The sequence below is a fragment of the Microbacterium resistens NBRC 103078 genome (assembly GCF_001552355.1).
Taxonomy (GTDB): domain Bacteria; phylum Actinomycetota; class Actinomycetes; order Actinomycetales; family Microbacteriaceae; genus Microbacterium; species Microbacterium resistens.
Genome location: NZ_BCRA01000060.1, coordinates 1 through 26667, shown reverse-complemented (window position 1 = coordinate 26667; position 26667 = coordinate 1). Strand labels below are relative to the sequence as shown.

The window sequence follows — 26667 nt, the reverse complement described above, 5'->3', positions numbered from 1 at the left end:
GGCTCAGGCGTCGGCGTCGGCGTCGGCGTCGGGGTCGGCTCAGGCGTCGGCGTCGGGGTCGGCTCGGGTGTGGGCGTCGGCTCAGGGGTCGGCGTGGGTGTGGGCGTCGGGGTCGGCTCAGGCGTCGGCGTCGGCGTCGGCGTCGGCGTCGGCGTTGGCTCAGGCGTCGGTGTCGGCGTGGGCTCAGGTGTCGGCGTCGGCGTCGGCTCGGGCTCGGTGGGTTCGGGCGACGGGTCCACCGGTGGTTCGGAGGGCTGTGGCACCGGAGGCGCCGGATTGGGCGCGGGGGTCGGTCCGGTCGGGACGGGGAGCGGCAGCGTCGGGCGCAGGAAGGGTGGGTCCGTCGGGCGGATCCGATCGTGCGGCCGGTCCGGAGACGGCGTCGGCTCCACCACGATCGACTTCGTGTTCGTGGCGGAGGGGTCGTCGGGGCCGACCTCGGCCACGATCCCGGCCGTCCCCTGCTGACCGGCAGAGGGCTGGGATGTGGAGCTGGGATCGGCCACCAGCGCGGGGACGACGGCCGAGGCCACGATGGCTCCGGCCACCACGAGTGCCGCCGAGCCCACGCCGACCAGCGCGCCGAGCCCGGAGACCACGCCGCCGCCGGAACCGGCTCCACCAGCACCGCCTCCGGCTCCTCCGGCGCCACCGCCCGTTCCTCCGGCGCCACTGCCCGTTCCTCCGGTTCCCCCAGTTACTCCGGTGCCCCCAGTTCCTCCGGCACCCGCGCCGCTTCCGCTGGCAGCGGCGCCGACTGCGGTCGAGCCGGCCACGACTGCGCCTTCGACGACGCCGGACGGCATGGCCGCAAGAGCGGTCAGCGGGGCGGAGCCGTTCTGCAGCGTCGCGAGGTACGCCCCGGCACCGGATACGCCGAGCACGAGCGGCAGGAGGACGAGCGCGAGCCGGTGCGAGACGTCCTTCGCTTCGGCGGCGACGATCATGCAGCGCGCGCACTCGTCGAGGTGGAGCTCCAGCTTTCGGCGATCCCGTGTGCCCAGGTTGCCGCGCGAGTACGCACCGAGGCGCTCGATCGTCCACTCGCAGGCCGAGCCCGGCTCCGCCGAGCGCAGGTGCGCCTGGATCCAGGCCTCGCGCAGGCCCTCGCGGGCGCGGAACGCGAGCTGCGAGGTCGCGCCGGCGGACATGCCCAGCAGCGGGGCGATCTCCGCGGGCTTCATCTGCTCGATCTCGGAGTACCAGAGCACTTCCTGCCAGCGGGTGGGAAGGCTGCGGAACGCCTGAGCGGTGAGGCTGCGGTCGAGCGCATCGCTGGCGGCCTGGTCCGTGGTGCTCGGATCGGGGACCCGGTCGAGCTCGTCGATCGCCGACTCCCGCTTGGCGCGCCCCCAGTTCGCCGCGGTGTTGCGGATGCTGGTGAACAGGTAGGCGCGGAAGGACCCCGTGGGTCCTCCGCCCTTGCGGATGGTCTGGAAGATGCGGGCGAAGGACTCCTGGACCAGGTCGTCGGCGTCGAAGGCCGACGTGATCGAATGCGCGACCGCGATCCCGGATCGGTGGTGGCGTCGCCACAGCTCCGCGTAGGCGTCGGCGTCGCCCGAGCGGGTACGGAGGATGAGGTCCGCGTCGCTGGGCGCGTCGGCGCCCTCGGGGCGGGCCGGAGGAGTGTGGTTCTGGTCGGTCATGGAGTGTTTCTCACGTCGGATGGGTGCGCTCTCACAGGAAGAGACACGCGAACCCTCGTTCCATCACGCGGACTCCCCATTCTTCACCCTCAGCCTGAGAAGGGCCAGTGCACGGTGCGGATTTCCTGCGGTCCCGTCGAGGGTGCCCCGGTGCTCGAAAAAACTCGTGGAGAAAAATCTCAGAACCCGCGTAATGAATCCGAGGAACGCGCATCTCATTGGTCAGAGACAGCCTGCGTCCCCACCGGGGGGCGGAGACGCACGGCAGCCGGCGGCGGGGAAATCCGCCGGTCAGGCGGGCTCGGGAGCCTCGGGGGAGGAGTTCCCGAGCCCCCTTCTCTGCACAGGGGGAGAAGGAGGTCGCCGCACTGGGGGCGGCGACCTCCCCGCTCCCTCCTCCGCGGAGCCGGATCATCCGCGCGCGATCGGACCGCCGGTCCACACCCGCGCGACGTCGAGATCGGACGTCAGGATGACGGCGTCGGCGATGAGGCCCGGCGCGAGCGCACCGAGCGCGTGACCGACGCCGATCGCACGGGCCGGCGTCTCGGTCAGGGCGCGGATGGCCTCCGTCAGCGGCACGCCCGCCTCGACCGCGCGTCGCAGCGCGACGTCCTGAGTGAGGGTGGAGCCGGCGATCGAGCCGCTGTCGACGCGAGCCACGCCGTCCCGCACGGTCACATGCAGGGCACCGAGCATGTAGTCCCCGTCCGCGGAACCGGCCGCGGCCATGGCGTCGGTCACCAGGGCGACCCGTCCGGGCGCCTCGTCGAACACGAGCTTGATGACATGCGGGTGCAGGTGGATGTTGTCCGCGATCGCCTCGAGGACCACGCGCGGATCGGCTGCCGCCGTCAGCACGGGACCGGGCTCGCGGTGGTGGACCGGGCGCATGGCGTTGAAGGCGTGGGTCAGGATCGTGGCACCCGCGTCGAACGCCGCCCGCATGGTGTCGTCGTCGGCATCGGTGTGGCCGACGGCAGCGGCGGCGCCGCCGGCGACGATGCGGCGGATCGCCTCGAGTCCTCCCGGAAGCTCGGGGGCGATCGTGACCTGACGGATCGTGCCGCGCCCGGCTGCCAGCAGACGTTCGACGTCGGCGGCCTCGGGCTCGCGCAGCAGGTCCGGGGAGTGCGCGCCCTTGTGCCCCGGGTCCAGGAACGGCCCCTCGAGGTGGGATCCGAGCAGATCCGGCTCCTCCTCCATCAGGTCCGCGATCGCCGCTGCGCGTTCGGCGAGCTCGTCGAGCGTGGCGGTGACGAGGGAGACGACCGCGCGGGTGGTCCCGTGAGCGCGATGGACGGCGCGTGCGGTGCGGATGGCGTCGGCGCCGTCGTCGAACGCCGCGCCGCCGCCGCCGTGGCCGTGGATGTCGACGAAGCCCGGGACGAGGAGGGCGCCCGGTCCCGCCGTCTCGGCGGCGTCGACGACCCGGCCCGCGGGTGTCCAGTCCGTGCCGGCGCCGAGCGCCGTCACCCGTCCGTCGTCGAACCGGACCCAGGCGTCCTCGGTGATCGACCCGCCCGAGACCAGGCGGGCCCCGTGGATGACGAGCGAGCCGGCGATCGAGCTCTCGGTCACGCCGCCGGCCATTCGATCTCCTCCGTCGCGTGGTATCCGATCCCGCTCGCGGCCCAGCCGGCGGCCAGCCCGGCCACACGGTCGCGGAACGACTCCCACGTCCGCTCGGTCCCGTCCGAGGCCGACCAGGCGATCTCCGCGATCGCGGAGACGCGCGGGAAGACCAGTCGGTCCGCGTCCTCGATGGTCCGCACCGTCTCGGTCCACAGCGGCGCCTCCACCCCGAGGACACCGGTGTCGGGGATGCCCGGGACGACCGCGGTGGGCTCCCACGAGTAGGCCGTCCGCAGGTCGATGAGTCCGGCCCAGTCGAGTCCGAGGGGGAAGTCGGGGGCGTACTTCATGTCGAGATAGGTCACGTTGGACGGCGACATGATCAGCGCGCCGCCGCGCTCGACGAAGTGCGCCGCCTCCTCCGCATGCGTCCCGCGCGGAGTGGTGTTCCCCCAGTACTGACCGACCGTGCCCTCGGCGATGCGGTCGGCGGCACCGACCTCGTGCCAGGCGACCGGGGTCTTCCCGGTCTCCACGACGAGGGCGGTGGCCCGCTCGACGAAGTACGCGAAGTCCTCCGCGGAGGTGCCGAGGGACTCGTCTCCGCCGATGTGCAGATACGGGCCGGGCGTGATCTCGGCGAGCTCCGTGAGGACGTCGCGCACGAAGCCGTAGGTCCGCTCCTCGCGGATGCGGACCGAGGAGTGCCCGACTCCCCAGCCGAGGTACGGCTCGCCCGCGACGGGCAGGGGCTGGCCGAGCCGCTCCGAGTCGGCGAGCAGGCCGTCGTTCATCACGGGGGCCTCGACGAGCTCGGGATAGGCGACGCCGATCGCGTGCGTGTGTCCGGGCAGGTCGATCTCCGGCACGACGATCATGTGCCGTGCCGCGGCGTACTCGACGATCCGGCGGTAGTCGTCCTTCGTGTAGAAGCCGCCCGGGTCCCCGCCCGCCGACGTCGAGGCCGCCCGCTCGGTCAGCAGCGGCCAGGAGTCGATGTGAATGCGCCAGCCCTGATCGTCGGTGAGGTGCAGATGCAGCGCGTTGTACTTCAGGGCGACGGCCCGGTCGATGTAGCGCTCGACGTCCTCGACGCCGAAGAAGTGGCGGGCGACGTCCAGCATCACGCCGCGGTAGCCGAAGCGCGGGGCGTCCTCGATCTCGACGACCGGGACGACCCAGCCCTCACCTGTCTCCTGCAGCAGCTGGAGCAGGGTGCGCGTCCCGTAGAACAGGCCCGCGGCGTCGTGTCCGATGACTCGGACGCCGTCGGTCACCGACAGGACGTAACCCTCCGGCGACGACACCGCGGGGTCGATCGCGAGGACGACATCGCCGGCGATCTCGCCGCGGCCAGGGGCGAGGTCGGTGTGCGCATGCAGGTCAGCGCGCAGCATCTCCGCCGCCGCGGCATCACCGGTGATGCGGGCGGGATCGAAGGCCACGACGCCTTCTCCTCGCTGGACGACGGACGGGTAGGGGACCAGGGGCAGCGGATCAGGCAAGACCATGAACAAAACCTACCCCGGGCAGGCCCGCGGAAGCGAGCATCGATGTCCTGCACCGAAGCGTCGTCCGGCCCCGGTCGCGTCACCGTCCGGCCGCTGAGGCCGGACCGTCGCCCGTACGGGGCCGCCGCCGGGGCAGCGGCGGGACGAGCGCCCAGAGGATCGCTCCCGCAGCGAGGAAGGCGGGGATCCACCACGCGCCGATCAGCGTCTCCCACGGGCGGGGCTCCGATCCGGCGGGCACCGTCCCGGAGGACGTCCGGGTGGGCTCGGCCGCGACGATGCGTTCCGCGTGCACGAGGAGGCGATGCGAACCCACGCCGATCGGCGTGCAGGTGAGCAGCGTCAGGAGGTCCTGCCCGTCCTCCACGCGGAGCGAGCGGGTGTCGTCGGGCCGGACCGTCTGGGTCCCCGTGACGCGGTACTGAAGGTGGCGCCCCGCGACGTCGACGGTGATGATGTCCCCGACCCGGGCAGCGTGGATCGGGTCGAACAGGGCCGCGTACGGCGCCCCGGAGTGCGCGGTCAGCACGCTGTGCGTCCCCGCTCCGCCGACCGGGAGACTGCTGCCGAAGAGATGTCCGACGCCCTTGCGCAGCACGTCCTGATCCGTGCCGAGGGAGACGGGAAGATCGACGCCCAGGCGTTCGTAGCGGACCCGCGCGACCACGCCCGCGGCCCCGACATCGAGCTGCCGGAAGTACTCGGCGGGATCCAGCCCCGGCGCGGTGCTCGCGGTGCTGTAGGGATCACGCACGCGCCCGGTGGGGAGCGCGGCGTTGTAGGCATCCGCGTCGGCGAGCAGGGAGGCACGGGTCTCATCGGGCGCGGCCGCGAGGTGCTGGGTGTACTGCGCGTTGGCCTGGGCGTGCTGGAGGTCGGAGAACCAGTCGGCGGCCGTCGGATACAGCAGCAGGCCCGTCGCCGCGAGCCCGCCGAGGAGGATCAGCAGGTTGATCGCCGAGAAGCGGCGCGCACGGGCGGTGGGCATACGGGATCCTTCACGTCGGTGTCGCGGAGAGGAGAACAGAACGCGGCCGACGGTTCCGCGGCGGAGGGAGGACGCCGCGGGACCGTCGGCCGGGCATCACGCCTCGCGGGTCGCGCGACGGCGGATCACGGCGAGCACGATCACGGCGCCCAGGAGCACGGCTCCGGCGCCGAGCACGCCCGCGGTGCCGGCGAGACCGGTCTGCGGGAGCAGGAACCCGCCGTTGTGCGGGACGTTCTCCACGGTCACGGTGATGCGCTCCGGGTCGTCGCTGGTGACGTCGACCTTCACCGGCTCGGCCAGCAGCTCGTATCCCTTCGGGGCCTGAGTCTCGGCGATCCAGTAGGAGCGCCAGTCGGCGTCGCCGGGCTGGAGCTGACGACCGTCGACGAAGTCGGAGTAGCGCAGGCCGCGGATGACCGCGCGTCCGTCGGCGCCGGTGGTGAACTCGGCCTGCCCGTCGATCTCCAGCGGGTTGTTCCCCGAGCGGGCGTCCGCCTCGGAAAGGAACACCTGGAAGACGGCGCCCTCCAGCATCGTGGCGGTGTTGTCCGCGTCCACCTTCTCGATGACGAGTGCGCCCCAGTTGGTCTCGACCGGCGGGGTGACGACCGGGCCGCCGGGCTCGCCGGGCTCGATGTCGAACGAGGCCTCGTTCGGGTAGATGACGGCCTCGTTGGCGATCACGCCGGTGCTGTTCGCGCGTGTCGTGATGACGGCCTGGACCTGGGCGGAGCCGGCGGAGGCCGCGATGACCATGCGCCCGGTCTCGGTGAACTCGATCACCACGGTGTTCGTGTCCTCCGTGAAGGAGACGGTGTAGTGGATGCGCTCGCGCAGCGGCGCGTCGTTGGTCAGCGTGACCTCGGTGCGGACGTAGTCCAGACGCGGGTCGAGCGTGTCGGCGATCCGGTAGCCGTCGATGACGTTGACGTTCGGGATGTCGCCGAGGATCGTGAAGACGACGTCGTCGCCGGCCACGACCGCCTCGGAGTCGCGCACGGTCTTCTCACCGCCGGTGACGGCGTTCTTCGGGTAGACATGCACGTCGTACATCCATGAATCGCGGTTCTCCGGATCCGTCAGCGGCAGCGTCACCAGGAACGGCTTGCCCATCGTCACGCCGGCCGGGGCGCTGGTCTCGGAGACGAGGTACAGCCCGAGCGCAAGCCCGGAGAAGATCGCGTCACCGGCGGCGTCGGTGGTCTTCACGGTGCCCGGCTGCTCCGCGCGTGAGGCGGCCTCATCCGGGGTGAGCGCGGCGGCGTCCTGCCAGCCCTCGTTCGTGGTGAGGTCGATGCCGGAGACCTTCTGCACGGTGAAGTCGACGCCGGCGAGCGGAGTGAGGCCGGAGGTGTCGTGCGGGCGGCCGTCCGCCCGGGCGCCGGACTGCTCGGGCTGGACGAACTTGTGGACGTTCAGCGTGGCGGTCGCGCCGGGGTCGATGTCGACGACGTGCGCGGCGTGGGCGGCGGGCGCCAGCGCGGCGCTGCCGAGCGTGAGGCCGAGCACGGCGGCCGCGACGGCGGCGGCTCGTCGGCGGAACGGGGTGGTCATGGGTTCTCGCTTTCGTCGGGCGTGTGCGGTGGTGGTACGCCCGGGCGCATCTGCGCCCGGGCGGGCTTGAGGGGCGGCGTTCAGCCGCGGTGTCGGCCCGCGCGGCGGGCCAGGATGATCCCGGCCAGCACCGTCAGCAGCACCAGGCCCGCCACCGTGAACGCTGCGGTTCCGGTGCCGCCGGTCTGCGGAAGCTCCGGCGCACGGGCCGGCGTGTGGTGGATGGTCTCGCAGGGGGCCTCAGGGGTGCAGGTGTCGGGCGGGGTGGAGCTGTGCCCCCAGGCGACGTTGCGCAGCGTCCGGGCCCAGGCGTCCTCGTGCACGATCACGCGGTAGCGGAGCACGGCCTCCTGCCCGGCCGACAGGGGGAACGCGGCGGTGGCGAGCACGCCGTCCGCGGGGTCCGCGACCCGGAGCGGCGCGGCGTCGCCGATCGTGAGGGTCGCGGATCCGGCGACGAATCCGGCCGACGCCAGCACGTCCGACAGGTCGTCGGTGAGACGCGCGTCGGGGACGATTCCGCGCACACCCGTGGCCGTCACCGTGTAGTCGACGGCGTCGCCGGGGAAGACCTCGCCGCCGGCAGTCGGATCGGCCGTCTTGGACACGGTCCACGCCGGGACCTCCACCGGGTTCTCGGTGCAGGCGAGGGCGTCCTCGCAGTCCGGCGTCTCCGTCCCCGTCCGGATGACGAGGTTGCGGAGCACTCGGTCGCCGAGAGCATCGGCGTCCTTCACCGTCACGCTGTAGTGCACGTCGGCGTTCGCCGCGGCGGGGAGCCTGCCGGAGACGCGGAGGCGGTCCCGATCGAGCTCAGCGACGAGCGGCGCGTCCGCGCGGATCGAGTCCGGCACCAGGATCGCGTCGTCGAGGACGTCCGAGAGCAGGTCGGTGTGGCCCACGTCGACGGGCACACCGGCGGGGTTGTGGAAGTGCAGCGCGTACTCCACGCGCTGTCCGGGCACCACGGCCGTGCCGCTGTCGGGGGCCACCGTCTTCGTGACGGCCACGTCGGGACGCGGCGAGTTCGTGAACACGCACTCGAGGGCGCGGTCGGTGCCCGGCTGTTGCTCCGGGACGGTCAGCGTGAAGGCCGATCCGTCGCCCTCCGCCAGCGTCTCGCCGGTGTCCTCGTCCCGGCAGAGCCAGGTCGCGTCATAGGCGTCGAGGCCGCGGGAGCCGGTGCCCGCTTCGGTCAGGGTGTACTCCTCGCCGGGAGCGACCGGGACGGCGCCCGCCTGCGCCTGCTGCCTCCCCGGACGGTCGCCGGAGGTCGTCGCTTCGGCGACGGGACGCTCCGCGTCGTGCGCGGGGGCGAGCGCGAGGCGGAACTGGTCGGCGGCGTCGGCTCGCGTGATCACGTCCTTGCGCAGCGTCAGTACGGTGGAGGTCGCCGGATCCGGGGCTGTCGGCGGCTCCGGATCGACGGGCGGCTCCGGATCGGGGTTGCACTCGAACGGCTCCTCGACGAACGGATAGTTGTGGTGCTCGGCGCCCTCTCCGGCGAGGCGCAGAGTGCCGTTGGTGAGCAGGCGCCCGTTGGTGCTGGCCGTGACGTCGACGGTGGGGCGGGAGGGGTCCGCGCCGACGCCGGGGACCAGGATGCTCCCGAGGATCTCCGAGCTGCCGCCGAGGGTCACCTGGGTGGCGTCGACGAAGTTCCAGATCGTGCGCTGCGCGACGCGGCCGAAGCCGCTGACGCCCTGGCCGACGACGTCCACGCGGGCGCCGTCCTCGCTGAACTGGTAGGGAGCCCAGTTCGCCGTGGCGCCGTGGACGTTCACGATGACCGTCGCGTCGTCGGCGATGTCGCTGAAGGCGATCGACCGCGGCAGTTGGTCCGCGCTCAGGGAGAACACCTCGCGGGCGGCACCGGTGCCCTCGAAGTTCGCTCCGTACATGATCCTTCCCGTCGTCGGCAGCTGCGCGTACTCCGCGGAGGTGCGGCGCAGCAGATCGCCGTAGGAGGCCCAGGCGGCGGTCGCGGCGGATCCCATCTCGTCCTGGACGCCGGAGCGGAAGTCGTAGGCGGAGCTCGGGAACGCGGGGCTCAGCGCGCCCCCGACCCGGACGGGGCCGCCGGCGACGCCGAGGGTGCTGCGCGCGGTGACGCTGAGGTCGCCCCCGACGGCGAGGGCGGGGTGCCCGCCGCCGGGGGCGACGTTCGAGCCGACCCCGACGACGCCGAGGTCGATCCGGCGAGCGCGCTCGGGCGCCACGTGCAGGTCCCGACCGACGACGACGAGTCCCTCGACCTCGGCCCGGTTGCCCGTCAGGATCAGGTCGGAACCCGCGTACACGGCGACGTTGTTGTCCACGACGCGGCGATTGCGGTTGTCCGGGCTGGGGAGTTCGCCGATCGTGCACTGTCCGATGAACGGGGCGGGGCTGGGGGACTCCGCCCCGTTCTGGCCGCTGAGCCGAGGACTGTCCTCCGCCGTGGGGGACGGCGCGGCGATGCCCAGACCGAGGGCGGAGATCGCCGCCGCGGAGACGGCGGTGATCAGGGCCTTCGGAGCAAGGGGCATCGGAGAGTCCTCAGTTCGGGTGGGACGGCCGCGGGTTTCGCGAACAACACCGATACTAGCGTATATACCTGAGTATATACTGAAGGATGGTAGCCTTCCCGTGCCGACTCTCTCCCCTTCTTCCCCCGATCCGAGGAGAATCCGATGCCCCGCGACACCCGAACCTTCGACGAACGCCGGCAGGCCATGGCGGAGGCGGCCGGCACCCTGTTGCGCACGGAGGGGCCCGGTGCCGTCACGCATCGCCGGGTGGCGACCGCGGCAGGGATCCCGGTCGGATCGGCCAACCACATCTACCGGACGCAGTCGGAGCTGTACCTCGCAGCGGTCGAGTTCGCGGAGGAGGAGCGTTACCGGACGGCGGCGGAAGTCGTGGCGGGGCTCCCGGACCGCATCGACGATCCCCGCGAGACCGCGCGGCTATTGATCACGGCGTGGTACTCCCCGCCCGCGCCGGAGTTCCTCGTGGAACGGCGGATCGAGCCGATGCTGCTTGCGTCGATGGATCCGCTCACGCGTCCGGCCATGCTCCGCGGCATGGCGCGGATCACGCCGCTCCTGCAGACGATCCTCGCGCGAGCGGGGTTGGGGAGCACGGCGGTCTCCGACCTTCTGCCCTCCTTGACGCTGGGAGCCATCACCTTCGCCGCGACGACGGAGACGGACGACGCGATGTCCCTCGCGGTCGACACGCTCGCACGCCTCATCGAGGCATTGAGGAAAGTACCGGGCGCGTCCGAGCGATGACCCTTCCCGGGGAGCCGCGAAGCAGGTGGCGCTCTCGATCGGACAGGGCGGCGACCGGCGAGTGGCCGACGCCCGATCTGCACAGCCGGTGCTGATCCGCATAGTGCCCCGATCTGCACATCGGGTCCCGATTTGCACATGGTTGGGCGCCGGTTGGTGTGCAGATCGGGGCAACATGTGCAGATCGGGGGAGGGGGCGCCTCCGTCCGCACGGTGTGGGCAGACGGGCGGCGGACTCGGGGCGTTCCGCTATGCTCGTGAGCGTCGCGACTGGCGTCTGGGTGGGGCACCACCGGGGAGCGACCGTTACGGATTCGACCGCGCGCCTGGGCCGATGAGGTGTTCCGACACGTCCGCTCCCGCGGGCGCTCACCAACCGACCGATCCGTCATCAAAGGAGAACGCCATGACCGACTCGTCCTTCAACGCCCCCCTTTCCGAGGTCGATCCCGAGATCGCCGAGGTCCTGGACCGCGAGCTGAAGCGTCAGCAGACCTTCCTCGAGATGATCGCGTCCGAGAACTTCGTGCCCGTCTCGGTGCTGCAGTCGCAGGGCTCGGTGCTGACCAACAAGTACGCCGAGGGCTATCCGGGCCGTCGCTACTACGGCGGCTGCGAGGAGGTCGACGTCGCCGAGGAGCTCGCGATCGCCCGTGCCAAGGCACTGTTCGGCGCCGAGTTCGCCAACGTCCAGCCGCACTCGGGCGCCACCGCGAACGCGGCCGTGCTGCACGCCATCGCCCGCCCCGGCGACACCCTGCTCGGCCTCTCGCTCGACCAGGGCGGCCACCTGACCCACGGCATGAAGATCAACTTCTCGGGCCGGCTGTACGACATCATCGCCTACGGCGTGAACCCCGAGACCTCGACCATCGACATGGACGAGGTGCGGCGCCTCGCCATCGAGCACAAGCCGAAGGTCATCATCGCCGGTTGGTCGGCCTACCCCCGCACCCTCGACTTCGCCGCGTTCCGCGCGATCGCCGACGAGGTCGGGGCCCTCCTCTGGGTCGACATGGCGCACTTCGCCGGTCTCGTCGCCGCCGGCCTGCACCCGAACCCGGTGCCGCACGCCCACGTCGTCTCGTCGACCGTGCACAAGACGATCGGCGGTCCCCGCTCGGGATTCATCCTCACCAACGACGCCGACATCGCGAAGAAGATCAACTCGGCCGTCTTCCCCGGCCAGCAGGGCGGCCCGCTCATGCACGTGATCGCCGCCAAGGCGACCGCGTTCAAGATCGCCGGCACCCCGGAGTTCAAGGAGCGCCAGGAGCGCGTGCTGCGCGGTGCGGCGATCATCGCCGACCGCCTCTCGCAGCAGGACGTGAAGGATGCCGGCATCTCCGTGCGCTCGGGGGGCACGGACGTGCACCTCGTGCTCGTCGACCTGCGCGATGCCGAGATCGACGGCAAGCAGGCCGAGGACCTGCTCCACGAGATCCACATCACCGTCAACCGCAACGCCGTGCCGAACGACCCGCGTCCGCCGATGGTCACGTCGGGCCTGCGCATCGGCACCCCGGCGCTCGCCACCCGCGGTTTCGGCGACGCCGAGTTCACCGAGGTCGCCGACGTCATCGCCCGGGCTCTGCAGCCCGGTGCCGACCTGGATGCGCTGCGAGCCCGTGTCGACGCGCTGGCATCGGCCTTCCCGCTCTACCCGGACCTGCAGCAGTGACCGCGAGGGTCCTCGACGGCAAGGCGGCGTCCGCCGCCATCAAGGCCGAGCTGACCGAGCGCGTCGCCGCGCTGAAGGCGAAGGGCGTCACCCCGGGGATCGCGACGGTCCTCGTCGGCGCCGACCCCGCGTCCCAGCTCTACGTCGGCATGAAGCACCGCCAGTCCGAGGCGGTCGGGATGAACTCGATCCAGCGCGAGCTTCCCGCGGACGCGACCCAGGCCGAGGTCGAGGCGCTGATCGACGAGCTCAACGCGGACCCGGCGTGCCACGGGTACATCGTGCAGCTGCCGCTGCCGAAGCACCTGGACACCGACGCGATCCTGGAGCGGATCGATCCGGAGAAGGACGCCGACGGACTGCACCCGACCAACCTCGGGCGGCTCGTGCTGAACGTCAACGGCCCGATCCACACGCCGCTCCCATGCACGCCGCGGGGCGTGATCGAGCTGCTGTTGCGCAACGACTATGACCTGAAGGGCAAGCACGTCGTCGTCGTCGGGCGCGGGGTCACGATCGGGCGTTCGATCGGGCTGCTGCTCACCCGGCGCGAGCTCAACGCGACGGTCACGCTCACGCACACCGGCACGGTCGACATGCCGCGCTACCTGCGCGAGGCCGACGTCATCGTGGCCGCCGCGGGCGTCAAGCATCTGATCCGGGCCGAGGACGTCAAGCCCGGAGCGGCCGTGCTCGACGTGGGCGTCACCCGCGAACGGGACCCGGAGACGGGGAAGGACCGGGTGTTCGGGGATGTCGCCCCCGACGTCGCGGAGGTGGCGGGCTGGATCTCGCCGAACCCGGGCGGCGTCGGTCCGATGACCGTGGCGCTGCTGATGACGAACGTGGTGGAGGCGGCGGAGCGCACGCTCGACGCGTGAGTCGGCGCCGTCGCGCGCGGACCACGTGGCGGCGCGGACATCGCTTCGACGGGCTCAGTGACCGGCTTCGATGGTCTCTGAGCCCGTCGAAGGGCTTTCGGAGCGCTGCCCGCGCGCGGATCAGCCGAGCTCGTCGAGCATCCGTCGCTGCTCGGGGGTGAGTCCGTCGTCGAGCTCCGCGCGACCCTGCGTCCGTGCGGCCTGGTCGGCGGCCGACGGCGGGGCCTGCGTCGGTGCGTTCGCCTGGGGGCCTGACGTCCCTCCGCGGCCCAGGCGTGCGCCCGCGGCGTCGTACAGCTCGCCCGCCTTCGCCTCGACGCGGTCGTCGATGGCGTCGTACACGACCCAGGCGATGAGCAGGATCAGCGGCGGCAGGACGTAGCCCCAGAACCACCCGCGCACGTGCACACCGCTGAACCAGACGGTGAGGATCCAGACGATCAGCTCCACCGCGAAGACGAGGGCGTACTGCACGGCCTTCTCCCCGGCGCGGGAGCGCGTGCCGGAGGATCGCGCCGCGGCGTTGCGGAACACACGGGTCAGCAGCGGCTTGACCGCGAGGGCGGCGGCGGTGAGCACGACTCCGGCCCACAACGCGTGCCATCCGACCGAGACGGTGGGCATGAGCCACCCGATCACCAGCAGGACGACGACGGTGAAGACGTACAGGGAGGCGATGCGCACGACCCATTTCCTCATCCGCCCAGCGTGGCACACGCGGCGTGATCAGGGAACCCGTCCCGTTCCGCGAACGGCCTCGTGCGATGCGTCAGCGACCGGGGTGGGCGGCGGCGATCCCGTCGAGGACCGCCTCGTAGACCGCGTCGGGGGAGACGTGGTGCGGGGTGATCCCGGCGAGCTCCAGGCTCACGGCTCCGTGGACCTGCGCCCACACGGCGATCGTCGCGCGGAGGTCGGCCTCCGGGGACGGGGTCGCGGTGCCGAGGAGCGTACGCGCGAGGGGGAGGAGCGCGCCGAGGGAGACCGCGGGGTCGACGCCCTCGTGCGCGGCGGCGAGGGCGCCGCCGAACATGAGGCGGTAGCGCGCCGGGTGCCGCAGGGCCCACGCGCGATAGGCGACCCCGAGCGCGCGCAGGCCCTCCGGCTCCGCCTCCTCCTGGGCGCGGCCGAACGAGGCGAACGCGTCCTCGACCACGGCGGCGAGCAGCTCGGTCTTCCCCCCGAACAGCGCGTACACCGCGGAGGTCGACGTTCCGGCGGCGCGGGCGATCTCCCGGAGCGACACGCGTTCCGGACCCTCCTTGTCGACGAGCTCCGCGGCCTCCTCCAGGAGACGGCCCCGCAGCGCGGTGTCGTGTGTGGATGGTCTTGCCATGAGGTCCATCGTATCGTAACGTCGTTTTATAACAACGTTACGGAAGGAGTCGGGAATGACGCAGGTGCACACCGGCCGGTTCACCGCCGCGCCGGACCGTGAGGACATCACGGTCTTCCTCATCGGGATGCGGGCGAACCGATGGTGGGATCTTCCGAGGGTGCTGCGCACGGCGAGCCGGATGGGGCCCATGCTGCGTCACCTGGCCGCTCGCCCCGAGGCGGGGATGCTCGGCGGGCATCAGTGGCTGGGGCGGACGACGATCCTCGTGTCGTACTGGGAGAGCCCGGAGCACCTCCAGCGCTTCGCGGCGGATCGGGATGCGCCGCACCTCGCCGCCTGGCGGGAGTTCATGCGCACGGCGGCGGGCTCGGGGAGCGTGGGCGTGTGGCACGAGACGTACCAGGTGCCGGTCGCCGATCTGGAGACGGTGTACGTGGACATGCCCGCGTTCGGGCTGGCGGCCGCGACCCGGCACACGAAGGTCACCGCCGGGCGCAACACCGCCCGTCAGCGCCTCGGACGCTGATCCCGTCGCACGCAACCGTCCCGCGTACTCCTGGTGGCATCCCGGGCGTCACGCGGTGGGCGAGGGGTGGCGCGTTTCACGCGATGTTCGCGCGTTCCGGCGGTGGCAGGGACGACGACGGCGCGCGGGTCGCCTAGGCGGGGCTCTGCGCGGCGGCGCCGCCCAGCGCGCTCTCGATGCCGGCGATCCGAGCCTGCTCGTCGAAGCGGAACGTGGCCGATCCCGTCGCGTCGCTGACGACCGCGCCCGAGTAGGCCTCGTCCGTCCACTGCAGGTTCCAGCCCGCCAGTCGCGCCAGATCCCAGACGGACGTGCGGGGATCCGAGGGGGAGACCGTGGAGAGGACGCGCGGGAGGGCGATCACGGCATCCGCCACCGTCAGCGGAGCGATCGGGGCGTCGAGGAGGAACACCGCGCGGGTGCCGCCGCCGACCGGTGCCGAGTAGTACGGCGAGCGGCCGCTGATCTCCACCGCCACCGCGCCGACCTCGTGGGCGGCCGCGTCGATCCAGGCGTCGATGTCCGCGCCGGTGTCGGCGGGGAACGCGAGCTCGGGGCCGCTCAGAGCGGAGACGCCGTGCGTCGTGCCGTAGTCGCGCAGGGCCGAGGACGGACCTGCGGCGTCCCCCTGCGGGTGCGCCCACGCCCACATCAGCGAGCGCGGACCGGGCGCGATCGTGGCGATCAGGTGCGCCCGGGTCACGAGCTGACGGGACGGGTCCGCGTTCGCGGTGAACGTCAGGGTCCCGGCGGCGAGGTCGGCGTCCCAGCGGTTCTCGCCCAGCGCGTCGGTCGCGGCGACGAGGGCGTCCTGGCGGAGGGCGACGAACAGGGCGGCGCGGTCGGCGAGAGGGGCGAGGGCGTCGAAGCTCATGGCTCCAGTGTTGTCCTCGGAGCTATGAATACGCCAGGGGCACCTTGTCCCGAAACCCCCTCTGCTCGCCGAGACCCCCTCTGCCTAGCGCGCGGCAGAGGGGGTACCGGCGAGGGAAGGGGGTCTCGGCGCGACGAGGGGGATCACCTCGCGAGGGCCTCGGCGGGGCGGCCCATGCGCCAGACGCTCGGGACGAGCAGGGTCCCCAGGGCGATCGCCGCGTAGAGAACGGCCGACCACACGAGCACGGTCACCGGATCGGCACGGGTGATCAGCCACCCGTAGACCAGCGTGCCCACCGGCATGACCACGAAGCTGCCGAGCATGTCGTAGCTGGAGACGCGTGAGAGCCTGTCGGCGGGGATGTTCTCCATCATCGCCAGGTTCCAGCCGGTGCTGAACACCTCGTTCCCGATTCCCGCGAGGAACGTCGCCACCACCAGCAGGCCCACCGCGGGGTGCAGCCCGAGCAGGGCGAGGGGGAGGGCGAACGCGGAGATCCCGATCATCCCCCAGCGCAGCGGTCGGCGCAGCGGCGCCCACAGCAGGATCAGCGTCATCAGCAGGACGCCCACTCCCTCGGCGCTGACGACCCAGCCCCAGCCGGCGATCCCGAGCATCGGCTCGTTCTTGGCGATGTAGGGCCCCACCACGCCCCAGGCGCCGGCGTGGATCCCGTTGATCACCATGAACGCCAGCACCACCGTCCACAGCCAGGTGTGCCGGCGGAACTCGCTCCATCCCGTGCGGAGGTCGTGGAAGAGGGTCGACCCGCCGGCGTGGGCGGGCGGCGGAAGCCGGACGAGGGCCAGCACGGGGATGGCGACGAGCCAGCCGGCGGCCTGCACCACCATCGCCCACGCCGGCCCGGCGGTCGCGACGAGGATCCCCGCGATCACCGGACCGCCGATGGTCACCGCGGACCGGACGAACGACAGCATCGCGTTCGCCTGCTGCAGGTGCGCCGGCGTCGTGAGCTGAGGGATGAGTCCCTGCATCGCGGGGAGCACGAACGCCGTGGACGCGCCGTTGACCGCGGCGAGCACGGCCAGCAGCGGCACCGTCGCCGTGCCGGAGAACAGGAGCGCGGCCATCGCGCCGACCGTGAGGATGTCGACGACGTAGCAGCCCTGGATGATGAGGGCCCGCGGCAGCCGGTCGGCGACGACCCCGCCGAAGAGCACGAACACGATGTTGCTGACCGTGAACGCCGCGAGCACGATCGAGAGCGACCCGGCGTCGTTGTCGATCTGCAGCACGGCGAACGCCAGGGCGATCGACGACATCGACCCGGTGATCAGCGTGATCGCCCTGGCGAGGAAGAACCATCGGAAGTTGCGGTCCTGGAGGGCCGCGAACCCGCGGATCATCGGCATCCGATCATCCTTGCACGCCTCGCGTTCGGGCTGTGCGAACGCGAGCCGAGTCTGCGCCGCTCCTGCGGGCGGGACGCTAGAGGAGCGGGGTGATGTCCCCCGAGAGCTCCTCCGGGTCCGCGCCGCGGCGGAAGAGCAGCGCGGGCCCGCGATCGGGCGCCACGGCGGTGCCGCCGATCTCGGCCCGGCCGTCGGCGACGCGGATCCAGGTGCCCTCGCGCAGGGCCACCACCGGGCGCTCGTTCTCCTCCAGGTACTCTGCCAGTCGCTGGGCACGGGTCTCGCCGGCGTGCGTCGAGTCCGGGTCCGCGTCCAGGTAGTGGCAGTTGATCTGGAACGGGACGAGGCCCAGCGCGTCGAAGCCCTCGGGGAACACGATCGGCATGTCGTTGGTGGTGCGGATCGAGGGCGCGGCGATGTTGGTCCCGGCGCTCGCGCTGAGGTACGGTCGTCCGGCGGCGGCATGGGCGCGCAGCGCGCGGTCGAGTCCGGTGCGCTTGACGTGCGAGAGCAGGCGGAAGGTGTTGCCTCCGCCGACGAGCACGGCGCGGGCGTCGCGGACCGTCCCGGCGGGGTCGGTGCCCTCGTGGACCCCGACGACGCGCACGCCGTGCGGGGCGAAGGCGTCGCGGGCCTTGGCGGTGTAGGTGTCGAGATCGGCCAGGGCGTAGCCGACGAAGACGAGTTCGTCGATCCCCGACAGCACGGGCTCCACGGCGTCCCAGGCGTGATCGAGGTACGCGCGCCCGGCGTTGGTGGAGTTGGACAGCAGGAGCAGGTTCATGCGGGGGAGCCCTTCGAGGGGAGGTGCGGGGACAGAAGCTGGCTGATGCGCTGGGCCGTGCGGAGCACCGCGTCCAGGTGCACGCGGATGTCCCCGAGATCCTCCCGCTTGTGCTCGCCGATGCTGACGGAGCCGATCGGCCGGCCGGTGACGAAGACGGGGGCGGCGAGTGCGCGCGTGTTGAGGTCGTACTCGCCCTCGGAATACGCCCAGCCCTGCTCCGCGACCTCCAGCATCTCGGCCTCGATCGCCGCGGCGTCCAGGGCGGTGAGATCGCTGAACTTCGCCAGCGGGCGGTGGTACATGAGCTGCTGGCGCTGCCCGGCGGACAGGAAGGCGAAGTAGGCGCGCGAGGTGGCTCCGGCGTGGGCGGGATACAGCTCCCCGACGAGCGGGTGGTCCCGCATCGGCGAGGTGCCGCCGTCGACCGCCGCGATGCAGCGCACGTACGCGCCGTCGGCGAGACCGAACACCGCGGTGCGCGAGGACTCGTCGGCCAGGTCGGCGAGCGGCGCCTCGACGAGGGCCGCCATCCCGCCCCGGCGCTCCCAGGTGGACGCGATCCGCCAGAGCGCCGCGCCGAGCCGGTAGCGGCGGGTCACGGGGTCGGCGTGCAGGAAGCCACGAGCGGCGAGGGTGCTGAGCAGGCGTTGCGCCGCGGACTTGTCGAGGTCGAACTCGTGCGCCAGGTCCGTCACGCCCCAGTCCGTGCGTCGTCCCGAGAACGACAGCAGCACCGCCAGCGCCCGGTCGACGGTCTGCAGCGGCGGGGTCTTCGCCCCGCGGTCTCCGGGTTCGTCCATGTGTCCCTCCGTTCCCGCTGAGCCTAGAGGGCGCCGCGCCCCACGCGCACCGCCTTCTCATATAGTGAGAAAGAGTTGCATGCGCGTCTCCGCGGCTTCGATAGTGGTCCCCACACCCGATCGACGACGAGGAGAGCCGTGCGTACGACACTTCGGCGAGTACTGGCCATGATCCCCACCCTGCTGGGCGTCGTGGTCTGCATCTTCGTCATCACGCGTGTGCTCCCGGGAGACCCGGCGCGCACGCTCGCGGGGGAGAACGCCGCCGACAGCGTCGTCGAGAAGATGCGGGCGCAGATGGGACTGGACCAGCCGATCTGGACGCAGTTCTGGGACTACCTCACCGGTCTGCTCCACGGGGATCTCGGCTACGCGTGGCACACCGGGCGCCCGGTCGCGGAGGACTTCGCCACCCGTTTCCCGGCGACCGTCGAACTGGGACTCGCCGCCCTCCTGATCGGCATCGTCGTGGGGATCCCTCTGGGGATCCTCGGCGCCACGCAGCGCGGACGCTTCGCCGATCACGCCACCCGGGTGATCTCGCTCCTCGGCGCCTCCATGCCGCTGTTCTGGCTCGGACTGCTGGTCATCTCGTTCTTCTACGGGACGCTCGGGTGGGCACCGGCGCCGGTCGGCCGCATCGACGACTCGATCAATCCGCCGACCCACGTCACCGGGCTCTACGTGATCGACAGCATCCTCACCGGCGACACGGTGGCACTCTCGAGCGCGCTGTCGCACCTGATCTGGCCGGCCATGGTGCTCTCGGTCGGCGCGGTCGCGATCATCTCGCGGATGACCCGCTCGGCCATGCTCGAGGTCCTCGGCCAGGACTACATCCGCACCGCCGCCGCCAAAGGCATGGGGCCGGCACGGATCATCGGCGGCCACGCCCTCAAGAACGCGGCGCCCTCGGTCGTCACGATCGTCGGCCTGGAGCTCGGCCAGCTCCTCGGCGGGGCGGTCATCACCGAGACCATCTTCAGCTGGCCGGGCATCGGCGGTTACGTGGTCGAGTCGATCAACGCCACCGACTACGCGCCCGTGCAGGCCATGACCCTCGTCGCGGCGATCATCTACCTCGTCGTGAACCTCCTCGTAGACCTCTCGCAGGGGATCTTTGACCCGAAGGTGCGCAATGCCTGAGACGACGACCCTCGCCATCGCCCAGCTCGAGGCCGCGCCGAAGCGCACCCGGCCGACCACCGCCCTGACGCTCCTGCTGCGCAACCCGTCCGCCATGGTGGGCGCGGGGATCATCCTGTTCTGGACGCTCGGCGGCCTGATCACCGCGGTGTGGTCTCCGTACCCGCCCAACCTCACCGACGCCGGGCCGCTGCTGGCACCGCCGTCGGCGGAGCACCTCTTCGGCACCGACAACTACGGACGCGATCTCTTCTCGCGGGTGCTGGCCGGCGCCCGGGTCTCGCTGTGGACCGGCGTCATCGCGATCGCGGTCTCCCTCTCGGTCGGCGTGCCGATCGGAGCGATCGCCGGCTACTTCCGCGGCGCGGTCGGCATGACGCTCATGCGGATCATGGACATGCTGCTCGCCTTCCCGTCGCTGCTGCTGGCGATGGCGCTGGCCGTGGCTCTCGGCCCGGGCCTCGCCTCGGCGATGATCGCGGTCGGCATCGTGGGGATCCCGGAGTTCGCCCGGATCATGTACGGCCAGACGGTCTCCCTGCGCGAGCGCGAGTTCGTCGAGGCCTCGCGGGCGATCGGCCTCAAGGACGCGATCATCCTGTTCCGCCACATCCTCCCCAACGGGCTCGTCCCGATCATGGTGCGGTGCGCCCTCGGCATGGGCTACGCGATCCTCACCGCGGCGGCGCTCAGCTTCATCGGCCTCGGCGCACAGCCTCCGCTGGCCGAGTGGGGCGTGATGATCTCCGACGCGCGCGGCTACATCATCTCGGGCGAGTGGTGGATGACGGTGTTCCCCGGCATCGCGATCGCCTCGTCCATCCTCGGCTTCAACCTTCTCGGCGACGGTCTGCGCGACGTCCTCGATCCGCGCCTGCGGACCTCCGCCCGGTGACGGGCCGGGTCCACGAGACCCGTCCCGCGCCGTCCACCCGACACTTCACGAAAGGCACAGCACATGCGAAAGAGAGTCCTGTCCTCGGCCGCGCTCGCGCTCGCCGTCCTCCTCACGACGGCCGGCTGCGTGGCCAACGCCAACTCCAACGCGGACTCCGGCGGCGCCGGGGCCGATCAGACCCTGACCATCGCCTACTCCGAGGGCGGCAACACCCTCGATCCCGCCGAGGCCAACGACGGCACGAGCGACACCCTGGTCGTGGCCGCCTACGACCAGCTCGTCACCTACGGCACCAAGGAGGTCGACGGGAAGCAGGTCTCCGACACGGCCACGATCGCGCCGATGCTGGCCTCCGAATGGTCGGCGGACGACAGCGGCACTGTGTACACGTTCACGCTCCGTGACGACGTCACCTTCCAGTCCGGCAAGAAGCTCGTCGCGGACGATGTCGTCCGCAGCTTCGCGCACATCGAGGCCTCGGCCTCGGCGAGCTTCCTCTACGGGATGGCGGGGATCGCCGGCGTCGAGGCGAAGGACGACCACACCGTCGAGATCACGCTGACCGGCCCGAACCACCTGTTCCTGCAGATCCTGCCGATGTACTCGTTCTCGATCCTGGACATGGACCTCGTCGAGGAGAACGGCGGCGCCGAGTGGCTCGCCACGCACACGGCGGGCACCGGCCCGTACGTGATCGACAGCTGGGACCCGGCGACCTCGGCCAAGCTCACCCGCAACGAGGACTACTGGGGCGAGGCTCCCGCGCTCGGCACGGTGAACCTCAAGTTCATCGGCGACGCCTCCAACCGCCTTCAGCTGCTGAAGAAGGGATCCGTCGACGCGGCGCTCGAGATCGCGCCGAAGGACCTGGAAGGCCTGAACGGGCAGGACGGGGTCGTGGTGGACTCGCGCCCGAGCAACAAGATCCTCTTCTTCGCGATGAACAACGCCATCGCGCCGTTCGACAACCCGAAGGTGCGCCAGGCGATCAGCTACGCGATCCCCTACGACAAGCTCATCGACGACGTCATGAAGGGGCAGGCGAGCCCCATGCGCTCGTCCGTCGCCAGCTCGACGCCCGGGTTCACCGACGAGGGCTATGCCGCGACCTACGACCTCGACAAGGCGAAGGCGCTGCTCGCGGAGGCGGGGTACCCGGACGGCTTCGAGTTCGAGTTCACCCTGGGCTCCGGCTTCTCCGACTGGAACGACGACGCCGTGCTGATCCAGGCGGAGCTCGCCAAGATCGGCGTGACCATGAACATCACGAACATGGCGCGTGCCCAGTTCCTGGAGGCGCTGGCCGGCAAGAACGTCCAGTCGTACATCAGCCGCTGGACCTCGTTCGTGAACGACCCGGGGTACCACCTCGGCCTGCTGATGACCTCCCAGGGCACGAGCAACTACATGAACTACTCCAACCCGCGCGTCGACGAGCTGTGGGCGAAGGCGGCCTCGGAGCAGGACGCCGCGGTGCGCGAGCAGGAGTACGGCGAGATGCAGAAGCTCATCAACGAGGAGACGCCGTGGGCGTACCTCTACGAGTACAACATCGCCGTCGCGCATGGCGAGGACCTGCAGGGCTACACGTCCTATCCGGACGGCCTGATCCGGTTCTTCCAGCTCAGCAAGTCGGCCGGCTGAGCCCGGCGCACGCCCCTGACCCGCACACGACGCACAAGGAGAACGAACGACATGACGACGGCAACCGACTGGGAAGCGCGCGTCCTCGAAGCGGTGGAGCGCTCGCAGGACGAGCTGCTCGCCCTCGCGGGACTGCTCATCCGCACCCCCAGCGAGAACCCTCCGGGCGACTGCACGGAGATCGCCGACGTCATCGCCGGACACCTCCGCGGCGCCGGGATCGGCGCCGAACTGCACGACGCGGGTCAGGGGCGGGTGAGCGTCCTCGCGCACCGCGGGGAGAGCGCGGACGGCGAACGGCACCTCGTCTTCGCGGGACATCACGACGTGGTCCCGGTGGGGGACGAGAGCCGCTGGTCGTTCCCGCCGCTCGCCGGCGACGTGGTCGACGGATGGCTGCGCGGACGCGGGGCCAGCGACATGAAGGCAGGGCTCGCCGGGCTCATCCACGTGTTCGTGCTCTTCGAGCGCCTGGGCGTCCCGCTGCGCGGGCGGCTCTCCCTGGCGTCCGTCCCGGACGAGGAGACCGGCGGGCGCCTCGGCGCGGACTGGCTGCTCGACCAGGGCGTGCTCGACGGCGCCACCGGCGGGATCATCGCCGAGCCCGCCGAGCGGGACCACCCGACGATCGGTCAGAAGGGCAGCAACTGGTTCCGGCTGACGATCCACGGCCGTCCTGGCCACGGCAGCCTCCAGCCCGTGCACGGCACGAGCGCCAACCTCCTGGGCGCCCGGGCGATCCTCGCGCTGCAGCGTCTCTGGGACATGACCCCGGACGCCCCGGAGGAGGTGCGCGAGCTCATCGCGGACTCGAAGCGCTTCGCGGTCCAGCGCGAGGGGTACGCGCCCGAGGTCGCCGACGTGTTCGAGCACGTCACGATCAACGTCGGCACGGTCCGCGGCGGCACCTCCACCAACGTGGTCGCGGACACCTGCGTCATCGAGTTCGACACCCGGGTGCCGATCGGGCTCACCCGCGCACAGGTGCGTGCCCGCGTGGAGGAGATCCTCGCCGAGGAGGGCATCGAGGCGGAGATCGAGCCGCTCGGCTTCATGAGCGAGCCGAACTGGACCGTTCCGACCGACCCGGTCGTGGAGACCCTCGTGGGGGCGCTTCGCGAGCTGTCCGCCCCGGACGCCCAGGGCGTGCTGCAGTGGGCGTCCTCCGACGCCCGGACGTTCCGGAGCCACGGGATCCCCGTCCTCCAGTACGGGCCGGCGGACCTCCAGACCATCCACGGCTTCGACGAGCGGGCGCTCGCGTCGGACGTCGTCCTCGCGGCGAAGGTGTACGCCCTCTCCGCCCTCCGCTACCTCGGCGTCCGCGACTGACCGCGCGCCACGAACCCACCGAACGGACAAGGAAGAGAAACATGCTGAACCAGGTGCTCGACGTCGTCGACCTGCTGGACTCCCCGTCGACCTCCGGCGAGGCGCTCGCCGCCTACCTGCGTGCGCAGGGCGCCGAGCGCGCCGAGATCACCGTCGAGACCATCACCGGCGACGAGGGCGGATCCACTGACTTCGTCCGCGTGGTCATCCCGGGGGCGGCGGGCCGGATCTCGGGCGGGTCCGCTCCCACCCTCGGCATCATCGGTCGACTCGGCGGCGCCGGGGCGCGGCCCGAGCGGATCGGCTTCGTCTCGGACGGCGACGGCGCGGCCGCGGCGCTCGCCGCCGCCGCGAAGCTTCTGCAGATGTCTGCCCGTGGAGACGAACTCCCCGGCGACGTCATCGTCACCACGCACGTCACCGGCTGGGCCCCGACCGAGCCGCACGACCCGGTGCCGTTCATGGGATCTCCCGTGGACATGCGCACGATGAACGATCACGAGGTCGACCCCGCGATGGACGCGATCGTCTCGATCGACACGACCAAGGGCAACCGCACCATCAACCACCGCGGCATCGCGATCTCGCCGACCGTGCGCGGCGGCTACATCCTGCGCCCCAGCGACGACCTCGTCGGGGTCGTCGAGACGGTGACCGGGGCGACGGCGGTCGTGTTCCCCCTGGCGACGCAGGACATCACGCCCTACGGCAACGGGCTGCACCACCTGAACTCCATCCTGCAGCCGGCCGTCGCGACGTCGGCGCCCGTCGTCGGCGTCGCGATCACGACCGCGGTGCCGGTGGCCGGGTGCGCGACCGGCGCGAGCCACGAGGTCGACATCGAGCTCGCCGCGCGCTTCGCGGTCGAGACGGCGAAGTACTTCGGCGCCGGACAGATCAGCTTCCACGACGAGTCCGAGTACACGCACCTGGTGGGGCTCTACGGCGACGCGGCGCACCTGCAGACCCTCGGGAACGTGGCGGTCTGATCGCCATGTCCGCCCTTCTCCGCGTCGAGGACCTCACCGTCCGCGTCCAGGCGCACCGCGGCACGAGCTACCCGGTCTCCGGGATCAGCTTCGACATCGCGCGCGGCGAGACGCTCGGCATCGTCGGCGAGTCCGGATCCGGCAAGAGCCTCACGGCGATGTCGATCACCCAGCTCCTGCCGACGCGCGCCGTGCAGATGACGGGCGGACGCATCCTGTTCGACGGCGAGGACATGGCGGCGTTCGGCGCCGGACGGATGCGCCAGGTCCGCGGGCGCCGGATCGGCACGATCTTCCAGGAGCCGATGACGGCCCTCAACCCCGCCTTCACGATCGGCTTCCAGATCGCCGAGCCGCTGCGTCGTCACCTCCGCATGAACCGGAAGGACGCGCGCCGGCGGGTCGTCGAGCTCCTGGAGATGGTGGGGATCCACCGGGCCGCGCAGATCGCCGACTCGTACCCGCACCACCTCTCCGGGGGAATGCGGCAGCGCGCCATGATCGCCATGGCCATGTCCTGCGAGCCGGACCTGCTCATCGCCGACGAGCCGACGACCGCGCTGGACGTGACGACGCAGTCGCAGATCCTCGACCTCATGCTCGACCTCCAGGAGAGCCACGGCACGGCGATCCTGCTCGTCACCCACGACCTCGGCGTGGTCGCGCAGGCGTGCCGTCGCGTCGTCGTCATGCGGCGGGGCGAGGTCGTGGAGCAGGCGGAGGCCGAGCAGGTCTTCCGCGCCCCCGAGCATCCGTACACCCGGGCGCTGCTGGACTCGATGCCGTCGCGCAACGTCGGCAGGGATCGGCTGCCCTACGTCTCCGAAGGAGTGTGGAGCGCATGAGCGCACTGCTGAGCGTCCGAGGCCTGGTCAAGGAGTACCCGCAGCGCGGGGCGCGGCGCGGTGCACCCCCGTTCCGCGCCGTGGACGGGGTCGACCTCGATCTGGAGCAGGGGACGACGCTCGCGATCGTGGGGGAGTCCGGATCGGGCAAGTCCACGACCGGCCGATGCGTGCTGCGGCTCATCGAGCCGACGGAGGGCAGCGTCCGCTTCGACGGCACCGACCTGCTCTCGCTCGACCGCGACCAGCTGCGGCGCCGGCGCTCCGAGATGCAGATCGTGTTCCAGGACACCTACGCGTCCCTCGACCCGCGTTGGACCGTCGGGCGTCTCCTCGCCGAGCCGCTGCGTCTGCACGAGCGGCTGAGCCGCCGTGAGGAGGCGTCCCGCGTCGGGGAGATGCTGGAGGTCGTCGGCCTCGACGCCTCGTACGCCGATCGTTACCCCCACGAGTTCTCCGGCGGACAGCGCCAGAGGATCGGCATCGCGCGCGCCCTCATGCTCAAGCCGCGCCTGGTCGTGTGCGACGAGCCGGTGTCGGCGCTGGACGTGTCGGTGCAGGCCCAGGTCCTCAACCTGATGAAGGACCTGCAGGACCAGCTCGGGCTGAGCTACCTGTTCATCTCCCACGACATCGCCGTCGTCGAGTTCATGGCCGACGACGTGATCGTGATGAGCCAGGGCCGGGTGGTCGAGGCGGGGCGCTGCGCCGAGGTGCTCGCGGACCCGCAGGACCCGTACACCCGCGCCCTGCTCGCGGCCGTCCCGGTGCCCGACCCGGACGCGTATCGGGATCGCGCCGAGCGCCGCGCGCTCATCGAGGCGGGGCTCCGGGCGGAGGCGACGTCGTGACCGTGCTGGGGCTCGTGACGATCGGACAGGCGCCGCGCGTCGACGTGACCCCCGACATCCTGCCGCTTCTGGCGGGGCACGAGGTGATCGAGCGCGGGGCGCTGGACGACCTGGGCGCGGCGGCGATCGGCGCCCTCGCCCCC

At 71.6% G+C, this 26667-nt stretch carries 24 protein-coding genes and 1 riboswitch; of the genes, 12 read left to right on the top strand and 12 right to left on the bottom strand.

Annotation, left to right across the window (positions count from 1 at the left end; translation table 11 throughout):
• The 6 genes from MR1_RS20635 to MR1_RS11165 form a co-directional block, all read right to left on the bottom strand.
• Positions 1 to 1649: sigma-70 family RNA polymerase sigma factor (locus MR1_RS20635; protein WP_157518064.1), on the bottom strand; the 1649-nt coding region annotated here is incomplete at its 3' end.
• Positions 1650 to 2060: 411 nt separating this feature from the next.
• On the bottom strand, positions 2061 to 3230 hold the full coding sequence (gene nagA / locus MR1_RS11185; RefSeq protein ID WP_255218138.1) for an N-acetylglucosamine-6-phosphate deacetylase: 1170 nt from the start codon (positions 3228 to 3230) through the stop codon (positions 2061 to 2063).
• Entirely contained in the window at positions 3227 to 4735 is a 1509-nt protein-coding gene (locus MR1_RS11180; protein ID WP_067246458.1) for a beta-N-acetylhexosaminidase, read from the bottom strand. Before MR1_RS11180 ends, nagA begins: the two co-directional genes overlap by 4 nt.
• Before the next feature lie 79 nt (positions 4736 to 4814).
• Positions 4815 to 5723: a class C sortase gene (locus MR1_RS11175; RefSeq protein WP_067246455.1), complete on the bottom strand. Its 909-nt coding sequence runs from the start codon at positions 5721 to 5723 to the stop codon at positions 4815 to 4817.
• Positions 5724 to 5819: 96 nt separating this feature from the next.
• On the bottom strand, positions 5820 to 7280 hold the full coding sequence (locus tag MR1_RS11170; protein WP_067246452.1) for a SpaH/EbpB family LPXTG-anchored major pilin: 1461 nt from the start codon (positions 7278 to 7280) through the stop codon (positions 5820 to 5822).
• An 80-nt stretch (positions 7281 to 7360) separates the two neighbouring features.
• Positions 7361 to 9808 carry a DUF7927 domain-containing protein gene (locus MR1_RS11165; RefSeq protein WP_067246448.1) on the bottom strand — a complete coding sequence of 816 codons (2448 nt, stop codon included), beginning with the start codon at positions 9806 to 9808 and terminating at the stop codon, positions 7361 to 7363.
• Positions 9809 to 9952: 144 nt separating this feature from the next.
• Here MR1_RS11165 and MR1_RS11160 point away from each other — a divergent pair, with 144 nt between their 5' ends.
• The 3 genes from MR1_RS11160 to MR1_RS11150 all read left to right on the top strand — a co-directional run bounded on the left by MR1_RS11160 (position 9953) and on the right by MR1_RS11150 (position 13117).
• Positions 9953 to 10555: a TetR/AcrR family transcriptional regulator gene (locus tag MR1_RS11160; protein WP_067246445.1), complete on the top strand. Its 603-nt coding sequence runs from the start codon at positions 9953 to 9955 to the stop codon at positions 10553 to 10555.
• A 256-nt stretch (positions 10556 to 10811) separates the two neighbouring features.
• Positions 10812 to 10894, top strand: a riboswitch (ZMP/ZTP riboswitch).
• A 67-nt stretch (positions 10895 to 10961) separates the two neighbouring features.
• Entirely contained in the window at positions 10962 to 12236 is a 1275-nt protein-coding gene (gene glyA, locus MR1_RS11155) for a serine hydroxymethyltransferase (protein ID WP_067246442.1), read from the top strand.
• Entirely contained in the window at positions 12233 to 13117 is an 885-nt protein-coding gene (locus MR1_RS11150; protein ID WP_067246439.1) for a bifunctional methylenetetrahydrofolate dehydrogenase/methenyltetrahydrofolate cyclohydrolase, read from the top strand. Before glyA ends, MR1_RS11150 begins: the two co-directional genes overlap by 4 nt.
• A 120-nt stretch (positions 13118 to 13237) precedes the next feature.
• Here the strand turns inward: MR1_RS11150 and MR1_RS11145 are convergent, their stop codons facing one another.
• A complete protein-coding gene (locus MR1_RS11145; protein ID WP_169797680.1) occupies positions 13238 to 13801 on the bottom strand; it encodes a phage holin family protein in 564 nt (187 codons plus the stop codon).
• A gap of 85 nt (positions 13802 to 13886) precedes the next feature.
• Complete coding sequence (locus MR1_RS11140) at positions 13887 to 14453, bottom strand: TetR/AcrR family transcriptional regulator (protein ID WP_157518061.1); 567 nt, start codon at positions 14451 to 14453, stop codon at positions 13887 to 13889.
• A 55-nt stretch (positions 14454 to 14508) separates the two neighbouring features.
• Between MR1_RS11140 and MR1_RS11135 the strand changes: the two genes are divergently transcribed.
• The gene (locus MR1_RS11135; RefSeq protein WP_067246431.1) at positions 14509 to 14982 is read left to right on the top strand and encodes a DUF4188 domain-containing protein; all 474 of its coding nucleotides are present in this window, start codon (positions 14509 to 14511) and stop codon (positions 14980 to 14982) included.
• A gap of 133 nt (positions 14983 to 15115) precedes the next feature.
• Here the strand turns inward: MR1_RS11135 and MR1_RS11130 are convergent, their stop codons facing one another.
• The 4 genes from MR1_RS11130 to MR1_RS11115 form a co-directional block, all read right to left on the bottom strand.
• Positions 15116 to 15856 carry a DUF6882 domain-containing protein gene (locus MR1_RS11130; protein ID WP_067246428.1) on the bottom strand — a complete coding sequence of 247 codons (741 nt, stop codon included), beginning with the start codon at positions 15854 to 15856 and terminating at the stop codon, positions 15116 to 15118.
• Between the two features lie 143 nt (positions 15857 to 15999).
• Positions 16000 to 17232, bottom strand: a complete 1233-nt coding sequence (locus MR1_RS11125) for an MFS transporter (protein WP_067246425.1) — start codon at positions 17230 to 17232, stop codon at positions 16000 to 16002.
• A gap of 76 nt (positions 17233 to 17308) precedes the next feature.
• Positions 17309 to 18016, bottom strand: coding sequence for a dipeptidase PepE (gene pepE / locus MR1_RS11120; protein ID WP_067246422.1), 708 nt, complete (start codon positions 18014 to 18016; stop codon positions 17309 to 17311).
• A complete protein-coding gene (locus tag MR1_RS11115; protein ID WP_067246419.1) occupies positions 18013 to 18819 on the bottom strand; it encodes an IclR family transcriptional regulator in 807 nt (268 codons plus the stop codon). The genes pepE and MR1_RS11115 overlap by 4 nt, the downstream gene beginning before the upstream one ends.
• Positions 18820 to 18957: 138 nt before the next feature.
• On the opposite strand from MR1_RS11115, the gene MR1_RS11110 reads away from it, so the two are divergent.
• From MR1_RS11110 to MR1_RS20715, 8 genes are all read left to right on the top strand, one after another.
• Complete coding sequence (locus MR1_RS11110) at positions 18958 to 19965, top strand: ABC transporter permease (RefSeq protein WP_217996223.1); 1008 nt, start codon at positions 18958 to 18960, stop codon at positions 19963 to 19965.
• Positions 19958 to 20860, top strand: coding sequence for an ABC transporter permease (locus MR1_RS11105; protein WP_067246414.1), 903 nt, complete (start codon positions 19958 to 19960; stop codon positions 20858 to 20860). Before MR1_RS11110 ends, MR1_RS11105 begins: the two co-directional genes overlap by 8 nt.
• Before the next feature lie 63 nt (positions 20861 to 20923).
• Positions 20924 to 22507, top strand: coding sequence for an ABC transporter substrate-binding protein (locus MR1_RS11100; RefSeq protein ID WP_067246412.1), 1584 nt, complete (start codon positions 20924 to 20926; stop codon positions 22505 to 22507).
• Between the two features lie 51 nt (positions 22508 to 22558).
• Entirely contained in the window at positions 22559 to 23839 is a 1281-nt protein-coding gene (locus MR1_RS11095) for a M20 family metallopeptidase (RefSeq protein WP_067246409.1), read from the top strand.
• 41 nt (positions 23840 to 23880) lie between these two features.
• Positions 23881 to 24828, top strand: coding sequence for a DUF1177 domain-containing protein (locus tag MR1_RS11090; RefSeq protein ID WP_067246406.1), 948 nt, complete (start codon positions 23881 to 23883; stop codon positions 24826 to 24828).
• A 5-nt stretch (positions 24829 to 24833) separates the two neighbouring features.
• On the top strand, positions 24834 to 25673 hold the full coding sequence (locus MR1_RS11085) for an ABC transporter ATP-binding protein (protein WP_067246403.1): 840 nt from the start codon (positions 24834 to 24836) through the stop codon (positions 25671 to 25673).
• The gene (locus MR1_RS11080) at positions 25670 to 26524 is read left to right on the top strand and encodes an ABC transporter ATP-binding protein (protein ID WP_084344548.1); all 855 of its coding nucleotides are present in this window, start codon (positions 25670 to 25672) and stop codon (positions 26522 to 26524) included. The genes MR1_RS11085 and MR1_RS11080 overlap by 4 nt, the downstream gene beginning before the upstream one ends.
• On the top strand, positions 26521 to 26667 hold a 147-nt coding region (locus MR1_RS20715; RefSeq protein ID WP_174522532.1), incomplete at its 3' end, for an AroM family protein. The genes MR1_RS11080 and MR1_RS20715, both read left to right, overlap by 4 nt.

Bases quoted from the DNA above. Each gene is read 5' to 3' on its own strand.
- MR1_RS11180 (WP_067246458.1), bottom strand. From the start codon at position 4,735: ATGGTCTTGCCTGATCCGCTGCCCCTGGTCCCCTACCCGTCCGTCGTC.
- MR1_RS11175 (WP_067246455.1), bottom strand. From the start codon at position 5,723: ATGCCCACCGCCCGTGCGCGCCGCTTCTCGGCGATCAACCTGCTGATC.
- MR1_RS11170 (WP_067246452.1), bottom strand. From the start codon at position 7,280: ATGACCACCCCGTTCCGCCGACGAGCCGCCGCCGTCGCGGCCGCCGTG.
- MR1_RS11165 (WP_067246448.1), bottom strand. From the start codon at position 9,808: ATGCCCCTTGCTCCGAAGGCCCTGATCACCGCCGTCTCCGCGGCGGCG.
- MR1_RS11160 (WP_067246445.1), top strand. From the start codon at position 9,953: ATGCCCCGCGACACCCGAACCTTCGACGAACGCCGGCAGGCCATGGCG.
- glyA (WP_067246442.1), top strand. From the start codon at position 10,962: ATGACCGACTCGTCCTTCAACGCCCCCCTTTCCGAGGTCGATCCCGAG.
- MR1_RS11140 (WP_157518061.1), bottom strand. From the start codon at position 14,453: ATGGCAAGACCATCCACACACGACACCGCGCTGCGGGGCCGTCTCCTG.
- MR1_RS11135 (WP_067246431.1), top strand. From the start codon at position 14,509: ATGACGCAGGTGCACACCGGCCGGTTCACCGCCGCGCCGGACCGTGAG.
- MR1_RS11130 (WP_067246428.1), bottom strand. From the start codon at position 15,856: ATGAGCTTCGACGCCCTCGCCCCTCTCGCCGACCGCGCCGCCCTGTTC.
- MR1_RS11125 (WP_067246425.1), bottom strand. From the start codon at position 17,232: ATGCCGATGATCCGCGGGTTCGCGGCCCTCCAGGACCGCAACTTCCGA.
- pepE (WP_067246422.1), bottom strand. From the start codon at position 18,016: ATGAACCTGCTCCTGCTGTCCAACTCCACCAACGCCGGGCGCGCGTAC.
- MR1_RS11115 (WP_067246419.1), bottom strand. From the start codon at position 18,819: ATGGACGAACCCGGAGACCGCGGGGCGAAGACCCCGCCGCTGCAGACC.
- MR1_RS11105 (WP_067246414.1), top strand. From the start codon at position 19,958: ATGCCTGAGACGACGACCCTCGCCATCGCCCAGCTCGAGGCCGCGCCG.
- MR1_RS11100 (WP_067246412.1), top strand. From the start codon at position 20,924: ATGCGAAAGAGAGTCCTGTCCTCGGCCGCGCTCGCGCTCGCCGTCCTC.
- MR1_RS11095 (WP_067246409.1), top strand. From the start codon at position 22,559: ATGACGACGGCAACCGACTGGGAAGCGCGCGTCCTCGAAGCGGTGGAG.
- MR1_RS11090 (WP_067246406.1), top strand. From the start codon at position 23,881: ATGCTGAACCAGGTGCTCGACGTCGTCGACCTGCTGGACTCCCCGTCG.
- MR1_RS11085 (WP_067246403.1), top strand. From the start codon at position 24,834: ATGTCCGCCCTTCTCCGCGTCGAGGACCTCACCGTCCGCGTCCAGGCG.
- MR1_RS11080 (WP_084344548.1), top strand. From the start codon at position 25,670: ATGAGCGCACTGCTGAGCGTCCGAGGCCTGGTCAAGGAGTACCCGCAG.